The sequence below is a fragment of the Streptomyces dangxiongensis genome, assembly GCF_003675325.1.
Taxonomy (GTDB): Bacteria; Actinomycetota; Actinomycetes; order Streptomycetales; family Streptomycetaceae; genus Streptomyces; species Streptomyces dangxiongensis.
Genome location: NZ_CP033073.1, coordinates 5,516,123 through 5,527,625, shown reverse-complemented (window position 1 = coordinate 5,527,625; position 11,503 = coordinate 5,516,123). Strand labels below are relative to the sequence as shown.

Annotated in this window: 13 protein-coding genes and 1 tRNA gene; 6 read left to right on the top strand and 8 right to left on the bottom strand. The window is 74.0% G+C overall.

Going from position 1 to position 11,503, the window contains the following annotated elements; translation table 11 throughout:
• On the bottom strand, nt 1-684 hold the full coding sequence (locus D9753_RS24870) for a hypothetical protein (RefSeq protein WP_121789015.1): 684 nt from the start codon (nt 682-684) through the stop codon (nt 1-3).
• 131 nt (nt 685-815) lie between these two features.
• On the opposite strand from D9753_RS24870, the gene D9753_RS24865 reads away from it, so the two are divergent.
• The gene (locus tag D9753_RS24865) at nt 816-1,349 is read left to right on the top strand and encodes a GNAT family N-acetyltransferase (RefSeq protein ID WP_121789014.1); all 534 of its coding nucleotides are present in this window, start codon (nt 816-818) and stop codon (nt 1,347-1,349) included.
• Here the strand turns inward: D9753_RS24865 and D9753_RS24860 are convergent.
• Entirely contained in the window at nt 1,327-3,372 is a 2,046-nt protein-coding gene (locus D9753_RS24860) for an MDR family MFS transporter (RefSeq protein WP_121789013.1), read from the bottom strand. The two genes, D9753_RS24865 and D9753_RS24860, sit on opposite strands and share 23 nt — an antisense overlap.
• 127 nt (nt 3,373-3,499) lie before the next feature.
• On the opposite strand from D9753_RS24860, the gene D9753_RS24855 reads away from it, so the two are divergent.
• Entirely contained in the window at nt 3,500-4,483 is a 984-nt protein-coding gene (locus D9753_RS24855; RefSeq protein WP_121789012.1) for a peptidoglycan-binding domain-containing protein, read from the top strand.
• A gap of 176 nt (nt 4,484-4,659) precedes the next feature.
• Here D9753_RS24855 and D9753_RS24850 read toward each other — a convergent pair whose 3' ends face one another.
• Both D9753_RS24850 and D9753_RS24845 read right to left on the bottom strand, forming a co-directional pair.
• The gene (locus tag D9753_RS24850) at nt 4,660-5,331 is read right to left on the bottom strand and encodes an HAD-IA family hydrolase (RefSeq protein WP_121789011.1); all 672 of its coding nucleotides are present in this window, start codon (nt 5,329-5,331) and stop codon (nt 4,660-4,662) included.
• 170 nt (nt 5,332-5,501) lie between these two features.
• On the bottom strand, nt 5,502-6,083 hold the full coding sequence (locus tag D9753_RS24845; protein ID WP_121789010.1) for a TMEM165/GDT1 family protein: 582 nt from the start codon (nt 6,081-6,083) through the stop codon (nt 5,502-5,504).
• Between the two features lie 384 nt (nt 6,084-6,467).
• On the opposite strand from D9753_RS24845, the gene D9753_RS24840 reads away from it, so the two are divergent.
• Complete coding sequence (locus D9753_RS24840; protein WP_121789009.1) at nt 6,468-7,112, top strand: HNH endonuclease family protein; 645 nt, start codon at nt 6,468-6,470, stop codon at nt 7,110-7,112.
• 103 nt (nt 7,113-7,215) lie between these two features.
• Here the strand turns inward: D9753_RS24840 and D9753_RS24835 are convergent, their stop codons facing one another.
• The 3 genes from D9753_RS24835 to D9753_RS24825 form a co-directional block, all read right to left on the bottom strand.
• The gene (locus D9753_RS24835; protein ID WP_121791267.1) at nt 7,216-7,830 is read right to left on the bottom strand and encodes a DedA family protein; all 615 of its coding nucleotides are present in this window, start codon (nt 7,828-7,830) and stop codon (nt 7,216-7,218) included.
• An 88-nt stretch (nt 7,831-7,918) separates the two neighbouring features.
• The gene (locus D9753_RS24830; protein WP_121789008.1) at nt 7,919-8,386 is read right to left on the bottom strand and encodes a DoxX family protein; all 468 of its coding nucleotides are present in this window, start codon (nt 8,384-8,386) and stop codon (nt 7,919-7,921) included.
• Nucleotides 8,387-8,623: 237 nt separating this feature from the next.
• On the bottom strand, nt 8,624-8,890 hold the full coding sequence (locus tag D9753_RS24825) for a DUF2277 domain-containing protein (RefSeq protein ID WP_205614249.1): 267 nt from the start codon (nt 8,888-8,890) through the stop codon (nt 8,624-8,626).
• 91 nt (nt 8,891-8,981) lie between these two features.
• Between D9753_RS24825 and D9753_RS24820 the strand changes: the two genes are divergently transcribed.
• Both D9753_RS24820 and D9753_RS24815 read left to right on the top strand, forming a co-directional pair.
• Nucleotides 8,982-9,881: a ketopantoate reductase family protein gene (locus tag D9753_RS24820; protein ID WP_121789007.1), complete on the top strand. Its 900-nt coding sequence runs from the start codon at nt 8,982-8,984 to the stop codon at nt 9,879-9,881.
• Nucleotides 9,882-9,965: 84 nt separating this feature from the next.
• Nucleotides 9,966-10,313 (top strand): hypothetical protein, encoded by a 348-nt coding sequence (locus D9753_RS24815; protein ID WP_121789006.1) that lies wholly within the window; start codon nt 9,966-9,968, stop codon nt 10,311-10,313.
• An 89-nt stretch (nt 10,314-10,402) separates the two neighbouring features.
• Here the strand turns inward: D9753_RS24815 and D9753_RS24810 are convergent.
• A tRNA-Val gene (locus D9753_RS24810) sits at nt 10,403-10,474 on the bottom strand.
• A 210-nt stretch (nt 10,475-10,684) separates the two neighbouring features.
• On the opposite strand from D9753_RS24810, the gene D9753_RS24805 reads away from it, so the two are divergent.
• Entirely contained in the window at nt 10,685-11,455 is a 771-nt protein-coding gene (locus D9753_RS24805) for a DUF4097 family beta strand repeat-containing protein (protein WP_121789005.1), read from the top strand.
• Nucleotides 11,456-11,503: the final 48 nt, after the last annotated feature.

Genomic DNA, 11,503 nt, shown 5'->3' with positions numbered 1-11,503 from the left:
TCAGCTCTCCTTCGGTCGGCTCCGGTGGAGGACCGGAGTGTGGGACCGGCCGTGGGAACGGGTACCGGCCTGGCTCCCGGGGCGGTCCGAACCGGCGGAGGCGCGGTGCCGGCCGGGCTCCGTGCTCGTCAGGTCGTCGAAGAGGGCGCGGGCGCCCAGCAGCGCCGACCGCAGCTCCTCGGTGGCGGCGCCGGACTCGGCCGTGCCGGCACCGGTGGCAGCACCGGTGCGGGCGGCCCGGTGCACCTGGCGGTAGCCGTCGACGTGCTCGGCGTGGTGCACGGACAGCGCGTCGAGCTGCTCCTCGTACCGCTCGCCGTCGGGGTAGCCGCGCACCGCGGCGAGTTCCGCGAGCAGCCGGTCGGCCTCGGCCACGGCTTCGCGCGGGGAGTCGACGAAGCGTTCCTGGACGGCCGTCCAGCGGTCCGCCCAGCGCTGCCGCTCGGCGGGGTCCAGCGGCCGTTCCCGCAGTTCGCCGTGGCGTTCGAGGCGCGCGGTCAGCTCTCGTTCGGCTGCCTGGTGGTCCCCGTCGTGCAGGGCCACGGTCCGCTCGTACTCGGGCCCGAAGCGCCGCCTGAGGCTGGGTCCGCCGTGCCGTCCGCGGCCGCGCGCGATCAGGGCCACCGCCCCGACGACCACGACCGCCACGATCACGGCCAACGCGATGATCATGCCTGTGGACATGGTTGCCTTCCGATCGGACCGGCTCCACTGGCCGGTTCATCCTTCGTGTGACCCGGAACCCCGGCCACAAACGGCCTCCGGCACGCCTGCCCGCATATCCGGTTGCCGAGGGTGAGGGGCACCTCCCGACAATGGCCGGCATGACATGGACGATCGCTCCGGAGCCGTACGACTCCCCGGCCGCCGCCGACCTGTGGCGGGCGTACTACACGGAGGTCAGCGACCGCTGGTACCTGCTGCACGAGGGACGCCGCACCGACCCGGACGAGCTGGAGCGGGAGATCGCCGCCCACCCGGGCGGCGAACTCGCCCCGCCGACGGGCCGGCTGCTCGTCGGGCGGTACGCGGGCACACCGGCCGGGTCGGCGGGCGTACGGCTGCTGGACGCGGACACGGCCGAACTGACCCGGGTGTTCGTGCGGGAGGAGGCGCGCGGCCGGGGCGGGGCCGCGCTGCTCATCGCCGCCGCCGAGGAGACGGCCCGCGGCCTCGGTGCCCGGCGGATCGTGCTCGACACCCGCGGCGACCTGGTCGAGGCCCGCGCCCTGTACGCCCGGCTCGGCTACACCGAGACCGGTCCGCACAACGACGCCCCGTACGCCGAGCACTGGTTCCGCAAGGACCTGGTCCGGGCGGAGCCCCTCAGCGGGCCCCGGACTTCGTGACCGTGCCGTTGTGCGGGCGTTCGCGTTCGGCGCCGCACAGTTCGCCGGTGAGGTCCCGGACCAGCTTCGTCAGGTCGGTGGGACGGCCCGGCTGCCACCAGTCGCCGAGCAGCTCGCCCAGGGTCTCCTCACGGGCCCGGGTGAGCCGTTCGGCGACCTCGCGGCCCGGCCCGGTCAGCACCAGCTCCAGCCCCTGGCGCTCGGCGAGCCGCCGCTCCTCGACCTGGCGGGCGGCGGCCATGACCGCCCGGAGCGGGACGGGACTGCGCTCGGCGAGCACGGCCGGCTCCACGGAGCCGTACCGGCGGATGCGCAGCAGCAGCCAGCTCGCGGCGGGCAGCAGGTCGTAGCCGGCCCGTTCGGTGATGTCCCGGTAGATCTCGCGGCGGCCCTCGCGGGTGCCGAGCACGGACAGGGCGCGGCACACCTCGTCGTAGGAGGAGCGCTCGACCGGGTTGGGCGGGATCGTCTCGGAGACGTCCGGTGCCGTGACCGAGCCGCGCAGCCGGTCCTCCTTCAGGAACCAGGCCAGCACGAAACCGACGGCGGCCACGGGCGCGGCGTACAGGAAGACGTCGGTGATGGCGGACGCGTACGCGTGCAGGGCCGCCGGGCGCAGCGCGGACGGCAGGGTGGCGATGCCCCGTGGGTCGGACCGGAGCGCGTCTGGGGTCGCGCCGGGCGGCAGGCGCAGACCCCGGAGGGCGTCGGCGAGCTTGTCGCCGAGGCGGCCGGCGAAGATCGTGCCGAAGATGGCCACGCCGAAGGCGGCGCCGATGGAGCGGAAGAAGGTGACGCCGGAGGTGGCGACGCCCAGGTCCGCGTAGGAGACGGCGTTCTGCACGATGAGCACGAGGACCTGCATGACCAGGCCCAGCCCCAGGCCGAGGACGAACAGGCAGGCGCTCATCTCGGCGGTCCCGCTGCGCTCGTCGAGCCGGTGCAGCAGGAGCAGGCCGATGGTGGTGACGGCGGTGCCGACGACCGGGAACACCTTCCAGCGGCCGGTGCGGCTGACGATCTGCCCGGAGACCGTGGACGACAGCAGCAGACCGAACACCATCGGCAGCATGTGCACGCCGGACAGGGTCGGGGAGACGCCGTGCACGACCTGGAGGAACGTCGGCAGGTAGGTCATCGCGCCGAACATCGCGAAACCGACGATGAAGCTGATCAGGGCGGCCAGGGTGAAGGTGCGGACGCGGAACAGGCCGAGCGGCAGGACCGGTTCGGCGGCCCGGCGCTCCACGACGACGAACGCCACGGCCAGCAGGACGCCCAGCACCGCCAGCCCGATGATCTGCGCCGAGCCCCACGCCCAGGTGGTGCCGCCGAGCGAGGCGACCAGGACCAGGCAGGTGGCGACGGCCGCGATCAGGGACGTACCCAGGTAGTCGATGACGTGGCGGGCGGCCCGGTGCGGGATGTGCAGGGCGACGGCGATCACGGCGAGCGCGACGACGCCGACGGGCAGGTTGACGTAGAACACCCAGCGCCAGCTCAGGTGCTCGGTGAACAGCCCGCCGAGCAGCGGCCCGAGCACGCTGGCCGCGCCGAAGACGGAACCGAACAGGCCCTGGTAGCGACCGCGCTCCCGCGGGGGCACGAGGTCGCCGACGATCGCCATGGACAGCACGATGAGCCCGCCGCCGCCCAGGCCCTGGAGCGCCCGGAAGGCGATGAGCTGGGGCATGTCCTGCGCGGCCCCGCACAGCGCCGAACCGATCAGGAAGATCACGATGGCCGTCTGGAACAGCCGTTTGCGCCCGTACTGGTCGCCCAGCTTGCCCCACAGCGGGGTCGCGGCGGTCGACGCCAGCAGATAGGCGGTGACGACCCAGGACAGGTGCTCCAGGCCGCCGAGTTCGCTGACGATCGTCGGCAGCGCGGTCGACACGATGGTCTGGTCCAGCGCGGCCAGCAGCAGGCCGAGCAGCAGGGCGCCGATCGGCACCAGCACGCTGCCCGGTACGTGTTCACCGCTCCGCACGTCCTTGGCCGTGCCGTGCGTGTCCAGGGCCATGGAGACCTCCCGGGGCTCGGATGCCCTCTCCCATCGTGATCGGTGTCACCACTTATGGCCTGTTGAGTCCCGCGGACGCGGAGAAGTCCGCATAATCTCTGAAGTTCCCTAGGGGAGGGCCGGACGGGTGACGGAGAAGACGGGGAAAACGGGGGCAGAGGACACCGGGTGCCCGGAGTGCGGGGCGCCGAGGGAGCCGGACCACACGCCGTCCTGCGACTGCACCGAGCGGGCCGCGGAAGCGCTGCACGAGACACGCACGGCCGAGGCGGCAGCGGCGGAGGACTTCGACCCACTGCGGATACGACCGTACGTGGAGATGCGGAACGCACCCACGGGACCGCCGGACGCGCCCGAGGACGTTCTTCCGGGCACGCCGGTGACGAGGCCGGACGCGGCCACAGGGCTGCCGGACACGCCACGAGCACCGCACCTGACGGCGGAGACCGGCGCCCTCGCAGCGGAGACCGGCGCCCCCACACCGGACGGGTCCGCTCCGCGCTCCCGGTCACCGCGCCGTTCCCGCCGTACCGTGCTGCCGGCGGCCGGGGGCGCGGGGATCGCACTCGTCGCGGCGGCCGGTCTCGCGCTGTCCTCCTACCACGAGCCCGCACGGGCCCAGGCGGCCCCAGCGATCAGGCAGAGCATCCCGGACGCCGTCACACCGGGCGCCGCGTCGGCGCCGGCGCCTGCGGTCGCGCCCCGCTCACCGGCCCCGCCCCCGTCCCGGTCCCCGGCGGCAGCATCGGCATCGGCCGATCCGAGCCCGTCCCAGGGCTCCGCTTCCCCGTCCCCGGCCCCGGCGCCCTCCGGCAGCGCGTCCGGCTCCGCCTCCCCCACCCCGTCCGGGACGGTCTCCGGCACCCCGCACACCACGCTCGCGGCGGCACCGGTGCTGCGACGCGGCGACACCGGCCCGCAGGTCACGGAACTCCAGCAGCGGCTGCGCCGGCTGAACCTCTACGGCGACCAGATGAACGGCGTCTTCACCCGCCCGGTGGAGGACGGCGTACGCAACTACCAACTGGCCCGGGGCATCGAGGGCGACATCCTGGGCGAGTACGGCCCGGCTACCCGAGCAAGCCTGGAATCGGAGACCTCACAGCCGTAGCCCGAAGGGGCGCACCGAATCGACACCGCCGACGCACCCCATCCAAGGGGCGCCAGGAACCGCGCGACCGGCCGACGCCGGCCCGCACCCGACCACCGGCCGAGCCACCCCGGACAACGCCCACCGGCGTCCGGCGAAAGACCCCTCCCCCGGCCGAGGCCCACCCGGAGCCCCGCTCAGCCGAGTCGCAACCGCACCGTGCCGGTGTCGTCCGAAGCCTCCACCGCGACCTGCGTAAGGTCGCGGACGACGGCGTCGGGCCCGTGGACCGCGGCGCGCGCCCCCACCCCCACGACTCGCATCCCCGCCGCGCGCCCCGCCGCGATACCCGCGCCGGAGTCCTCGAAGACGACGCAGTCGGCGGGGTCGACGCCCAGTTCGGCGGCGCCCTTGAGGAACCCCTCGGGGTCGGGCTTGCTCGCGCTCACGGACTCGGCGGTGATGCGGACGGCGGGCAGCGGCAGCCGCGCGGCGTTCATGCGCGCGGTGGACAGGGCGTCGTCGGCGGAGGTCACCAGCGCGTGCGGGATCCCGCGCAGGGCGGCGAGGAAGGCGCCCGCGCCGGGCACCTCGGTGACCCCGTCGGTGTCGGCGGTCTCCTCGGCGAGCATCCGGGCGTTGTCGGCGAGGTTCTGCTTCCCGGGCCGGTCGGGGAGCAGGACGGCCATGGAGGCGTGGCCCTGCCGGCCGTGCACGACCCGCATCACCTCGTCGCCGTCCAGCCCGTGCCGCTCGGCCCAGCGCCGCCAGATCCGTTCGACCACGGCGTCGGAGTCGACGAGGGTGCCGTCCATGTCGAGCAGGAGGGCCCGGGCGGTGAGGACGGTGGGCGTGGCGGTGGCCGGCATCGGCAACTCCAGGAACGGAAGAGGTCCCGTGTCGGGGGGGCGGCGGGAGGGACAAGGCGGCCCCGCCCGCCGGTCAGGGAGAACGGGCGGGAGCCACTTTGTTCCCCCACGGTACAAAACCGTTCGGACATGCGCCACCACCCACGGCGGACGTTCATCCGCCGTTCAGCTCAGCCGGCCACGGCCTCGTACAGGCTCCACACGCCGAGCGCCAGCATCAGCGCCGCCGCGATCTGCGTGATCAGCCGCAGCGGTACGCGCTTCATCAGGGCCTTTCCACCGACGATGCCGAGTCCGGCGACGGCCCACAGGCCCAGCACGGCACCGAGGCCGACGGAGAGCGGGGCGTCGTAGCGGGCGGCGAGGTTGGCGGTCATGATCTGGGTGAGATCGCCGAACTCGGCGACCAGGATGAGCATGAAGCCGGTGCCGGCGACCTTCCAGAAGGACTGGTCGGCGGGCTTCCTGACCTCCTCCTCGTCCTCGTCCTTCTTCAGCAGCAGCACCGCGGCCCCGCCGAGGAAGAGGACGCCGGTGACGGCGTGCACTATCTGCTGGGGCAGCAGGGTCAGCACGCTGCCGGCCGCGACGGCGAGCACGACGTGCAGCAGGAAGGCGGCGGCGACGCCCGCGAAGACGTACGAGGCGCGGTAGCGGGTGCCGAGGACGAGGCCGGCGAGCGCGGTCTTGTCGGGCAGTTCGGCGAGGAAGACGATGCCGAAGACGAGCGCCGTCACGGTGATGCTGATCAAGGTTCCTCAATCGGTCGGGCTGCCCCGCCGAGAGTGCGGTACGTCACGCGGTGACACCTCGGCACGGCAGCGCACACGGCGCCCGCGCCGGGGGCACGGGCGTGCACTGCTTGCCGAAGGTCTCGCTGACGGACCTCGATGAGAATCGACGGTCCGCCTCCGGGCGCCGGCTCAGGCTCGCTGAGCAGTATGTCGACGGTCCGGCGAAGAGCTACTCCCCTTCTGCGCCACCCATCGTACGGGATGTGAAGGTTCGGCCGTGAACCTTGTCGTGTCATGCGCACGTCATTAGTTTCTTACCGAGCGCTCACCCCCCGGCAACACGGCCCCGCGAGCATTCCCTCGCCCGCACCCCAACGCCCCCACCCCATAAGGGAGTTACCCATGCCCAAACTCTACGCGCGTCGACGGCTGAGCATACTCGCGGCCCTGACCGGCCTGATAGCCTCCGTCGCCCTGGTCAACTCCCCGAGCGCCTCGGCCGCCCTCCCCACGCCGGTCAGCGCCGCCACCGCCCGCGGCTACCTCGCCCAGCTCACCGTGGCCACCGAGAACCGCACCGGCTACAGCCGCGACCTCTTCCCGCTCTGGATCACCATCAGCGGCACCTGCAACACCCGCGAGACGGTCCTCAAGCGGGACGGCACGAACGTCGTCACCGACTCCGCCTGCGCCGCCACCAGCGGGAGCTGGTACTCCCCGTACGACGGCGCCACCTGGACCGCCGCCTCGGACCTGGACATCGACCACCTCGTCCCGCTGGCCGAGGCCTGGGACTCCGGGGCGAGCAAGTGGACCACCGCCCAGCGCCAGGGCTTCGCCAACGACCTGACCCGGCCGCAACTGATCGCCGTCACCGACAACGTCAACCAGGCCAAGGGCGACCAGGACCCGGCCACCTGGGTGCCGTCCCGGTCCGCGTACGTCTGCACCTACGTCCGCGCCTGGGTCCAGGTGAAGTACTACTACAACCTGTCGGTCGACTCCGCCGAGAAGAGCGCGCTGACGAACTACCTGGCCGGCTGCTGAACCCCGTGGAGCCGGTGACCGCGGGCCCGCCGGGGCCGGCCGTGCGGTGCCCGCGTCGTCGCGGGTACCGCGTGCCGCGTCCCCGCGGGCACCGCGCGTCGCGTCAGGCGGCCGGCCGGCGGCGCACCAGGAAGCCCGCCGCCGCGCCCGCCCCGAACAGCGCGGCCACGGAGACGCCCGTGGCCAGCCAGGTCGCGCCCAGCCACTGGGCGCCGTAGTACCCCAGGGCGACGCTGTACGCGGCCCAGGACAGGCCGGCCAGCGCCGACCAGGGGAGGAAGTCGCGGGCGCGGCGGTGGGCGGCGCCCGCGCAGAAGGAGACGACCGAGCGGCCGGCGGGGGCGAAGCGGGCGAGGACGACCAGCGCGCCGCCGCCCCGGGCGAGGGCGTCGCCGAGACGTTCCTGCGCGGTGGTCAGCCGCCGGGAGCGGGCTATCGCGCGATCCAGGCGGGCACCGCCCCGCCACGCCAGCCGGTAGGCCACCAGGTCACCGAGGACCGAAGCGGTCGCCGCGGAGACGATCAGGGCCAGGATGTCCGGCACCTCGTGCGGGACCCCGCCCGCCGCCGCGCCCGACCCCGCTGCCGCCGCCGTGCCGGCCGTGATGACGAGCACCCCGCTCGGCAGCACCGGCAGGAACACGTCGAACAGCACCGACAGGGCCACCACGGCATAGATCCATGGACCGGCCGCCAGCGACCCCACGCTTTCGAACACCACGACTCCCGACACTCCCCCGTTGACAGCCGTACAGCGTACGCCGGGGGTGTGACAGGAGGTTCGCGGGGGTTTCGGCGGTGCCGGGTCAGGCCGCCAGCGGGGCCTGTTCGGCACCTTCGGCCTCGACCGGCTTCTCGCCGGCCGCGGCCGTGCGCCGGGCGAGGATCCGGTCGAGGCCCAGGGCGCCGGAACCGGTGAAGACCAGCAGGAGGAACGCCCAGCAGAAGAGCACGGACGGCTCGCCGCCGTTCTGGATGGGCCACAGTGCGGCCTGCTGGTGGACGTCGAAGTAGGCGTACGCCATCGAGCCGGAGGCGATCAGCGCGGCTCCGCGGGTGCCGAGGCCCAGCAGCACCAGGCCGCCGGCGACGAGCTGGATCACGGCGGCGTACCAGCCGGGCCAGGTGCCGGCCCCGAGCGTGCCGCCGGTGCCGGCGGCGCCGCCGAGGACGCCGAACAGGGAGGCGGCGCCGTGCACGGCGAAGAGCAGGCCGATGACTATGCGGAAGAGCCCGAGGACGTAGGGCTGAGCGGAGTCGAGACGTGCGGACATGGGGGATTTCTCCTCTTCGGTGTCGGTCGGACCGGCCGTGAAGGATGGCCGGCCGTGGGGGCGGCGGAAACCGAACGAGGGCCCAGGTTAGGCGCCCCTAAGCAGTACTTGCAAGTTCAACATCCAACGCCGAGGACTCCCGCGTCCCGTCACCAGGGCATGACGAGACGGCGGGACGGCGCGCACCCCGACCGGACCGTGGGCGTCCGGTCCGCCGTTCCGCCGGGCCCCGGGCGGCTACCCCCGCACCGCCCGGTCCGGTTCCGCCCGGTCCGGTTCCGCCCGGACCGCGCCCGCGCCCCGCACCTCCAGTCCGTCGAGCAGCTCCGCCGTGGCCCGGGCCACGGCGTCCACCGCCCGGTCGAACACCTCACGGTTGTGGGCGGCGGGGGCCCGGAAACCGGACACCTTCCGCACGTACTGCAACGCGGCGGCGCGCATGTCCTCGTCCGTGGCCTCGCCCGGCAGCGCGGGCGGACGCAGCGTCTTGATGCTCCGGCACATGCCCTCAGTCTGGCGCGCCCCGGCCGGCCCTGCGATGATCATCGACAAGGCGGCCACCGACCCCGGGGCCGACCGTCGGAAGGACAACTCCATGACGAACCCGCTCACCGTCGCCGTACTCGGCCCCGGCGGCACCGGCGGCCTGCTCGCCGCCCTGCTGTCCCGCGCCGGCCACCGCGTCGTCTGCGTGGCCCGCGACGACACGGCCGACACCCTGCGTCGTACCGGCATCACGGTCCGCAGCCCGCAGTTCGGCGACTTCACCGCCCCCGTCGAGGCGGACACCGAGCTGCGCGGACCGGTGGACGCCTGCCTGGTCGCCGTCAAGCACACCGCGCTCGACGCCGCCCTCACCCGGGTCCCGCCCGCCGCCCTCGGCGACGCGCTCGTCGTACCCCTGCTGAACGGCGTCGAGCACCCGGCGGCCCTACGCGCCCGCTACCGCCCCGACCGGGTCGCCCCGGCAGTGATCCGCGTGGAGTCCACCCGGCTCGCCCCGGGCGTGATCGAACACGGCAGCCCCTTCACGGAACTGGAACTGGCCGGGGACGCCGTACCTCGCGCCCGTCTCGACACCCTCGCCGCGCACCTCGGTGCCGCCGGTCCGACCGTCCGCGTGGCCGGGGACGAGACGGCGGCCCTGTGGGCCAAGATGGCCTTCCTCGCCCCGTTCGCCCTGCTCACCACCCGGTACGGCCGTCCGCTCGGCGAGGTCCGCAGCGCTCACCGGGAGGAGCTGGAGGCGCTGGTCGCCGAGACCGCCGCGGTCGGCCGGGCCTGCGGCGTGCCGGCCGATCCGGCCGGCGCCATGGCCCGGTACGACGCCTTCCCGCCGGCCGCCAGGTCGTCCATGCAGCGCGACGCCGAGGCCGGCCGGCCGCTCGAACTGGACGCCATCGGCGGGGCCCTGCTCCGCGCGGCCGGGCGGCACGGCGTACCGGTGCCGGTGACGGCGCGGCTGGTGCGGGAGCTGCGCGACGCCGGCCACTGACACCGGCCACCCGTTCGGATGGACACCGTCCGCTTTCCCCGATCGGACTCGCCCCATAAATTCGAACAGGCGTAGCATTACCACGTGGCTACGACCTATGACTTCCCCAGTGACCTCCTCGCCGGCCAGGAGGAGCTGCATCAGGTCCGGGCCGAGTTGTCGGCCCTGCTCAGGCGGCTTCCCTGGTCGGTGGAGCCGATGGACGGCTTCAGCGACGACAACGGCTGGCGCCAGGTGGAACGGCCCGCGTCCCCCGGCTGGACGGACGACGAGCAGGCCGAGGTGGAGAAGCTGCGGCGCCGCGAGCACGAACTCGCGGTCTTCGTCAGCACCCATCGCTTCTGGAGCGAGGTCGCGGCGGCGGACCGCGTCGAGGCGCGCACCCGGCTGAAGCACTCCCACGGGGAGGCGGCGGCGGAGGGCGGGAGGTAGCGGGCGGGCGCCGCCGAAGCGCGACGGCCCCCGCAGACCTCCGGTGAAGCACGACGGCCCCCCGGAGACTTCTCCGGGGGGCCGGCCGGTGGGCGCGGACGGTTTCGAACCGCCGACATCCTGCTTGTAAGGCAGGCGCTCTACCCCTGAGCTACGCACCCGGGACAGGCCGACAGCCTACATTGCCCGGTGGGCTGCGCCGCAAACCGTTCTCCCCGCCCTCCGGGGCCGGGCGGCGGAGCGGGGGGTTGTCCCCACCCTCGTACGGGTGGCCGCCGGAGCGTCATGCGGGCGCCTACTGCCTAGAGTCGCCGGAGACCGACGTACTCCGGCCCCCCGGTCCGGCGGGCCGGCTCAGGGGGGAACATCCAATGGCCCGTTCCGTTTCCGTCCGTGCCACCGGCGCGGCCGTCCTCACCGGCGCGCTCCTCGCGGGGGTCAGCGCCTGCGGCGCCTCCGCCGCCGACGACGCGCACCCGGACCACCGGTCCTTCGCGCTGCACGGCCACACCCTCACCGTCGACTCCGACGACTCCGCCCTGGAGATCGTCGCCGCGGACGGACAGCGGGCCGGGACCGTCGCCGTGACCCGCTGGTTCGACGCGTCCGTGGTGGGCGGCGGTGACCCCACGGTGCGGTGGTCCATGACCGGCGGCCGGCTCGTCCTGCGCGTGCACTGCTCCGGGATCGTCACCGACTGCTCGGCCCGGCACCGGATCGAGGTGCCCCGCGGGGTCGGCGTGAACGTCGTGAACGAGGACGGCGCCGTGCGGGCCTCCGGGTTCCGGGACCCGCTCAGCGTCCGCGTCAGCGACGGCGCCGTGCACGTCACCGACTCCAGCGGCCCGCTGGACCTGCGGGCCGACGACGGGTCGGTGCGCGCGGAGGTAGCCTCGCGCCGGGTGAGGGCCGCCACGGAGGACGGCCCGGTGGACGTCCGGCTGTCCGGCGCGCCCGACCTCGTGGACGCCCACAGCGACGACGGTTCGGTGACGGTCACCGTGCCCAGGGGCGCCTACCGGGTGTCGGCCGGCGCGGACGACGGGACGGTGTCCGTGTCCGTGCCCCGCGACGACACCAGCCCGCACCGGGTGTCCGCGCACGCCCAGGACGGCGAAGTCACGGTGCGAACGGCGAACTGACCGGCCCGTGTGTTCGTCTTGGACGGGTGGGAGAATGACACCACCCAG

Excerpts from the sequence above, each read along its gene's own strand:
- D9753_RS24870 (WP_121789015.1), bottom strand. The coding sequence starts at position 684 with ATGTCCACAGGCATGATCATCGCGTTGGCCGTGATCGTGGCGGTCGTG.
- D9753_RS24865 (WP_121789014.1), top strand. The coding sequence starts at position 816 with ATGGCCGGCATGACATGGACGATCGCTCCGGAGCCGTACGACTCCCCG.
- D9753_RS24860 (WP_121789013.1), bottom strand. The coding sequence starts at position 3,372 with ATGGCCCTGGACACGCACGGCACGGCCAAGGACGTGCGGAGCGGTGAA.
- D9753_RS24850 (WP_121789011.1), bottom strand. The coding sequence starts at position 5,331 with ATGCCGGCCACCGCCACGCCCACCGTCCTCACCGCCCGGGCCCTCCTG.
- D9753_RS24840 (WP_121789009.1), top strand. The coding sequence starts at position 6,468 with ATGCCCAAACTCTACGCGCGTCGACGGCTGAGCATACTCGCGGCCCTG.
- D9753_RS24830 (WP_121789008.1), bottom strand. The coding sequence starts at position 8,386 with ATGTCCGCACGTCTCGACTCCGCTCAGCCCTACGTCCTCGGGCTCTTC.
- D9753_RS24825 (WP_205614249.1), bottom strand. The coding sequence starts at position 8,890 with ATGTGCCGGAGCATCAAGACGCTGCGTCCGCCCGCGCTGCCGGGCGAG.
- D9753_RS24820 (WP_121789007.1), top strand. The coding sequence starts at position 8,982 with ATGACGAACCCGCTCACCGTCGCCGTACTCGGCCCCGGCGGCACCGGC.
- D9753_RS24805 (WP_121789005.1), top strand. The coding sequence starts at position 10,685 with ATGGCCCGTTCCGTTTCCGTCCGTGCCACCGGCGCGGCCGTCCTCACC.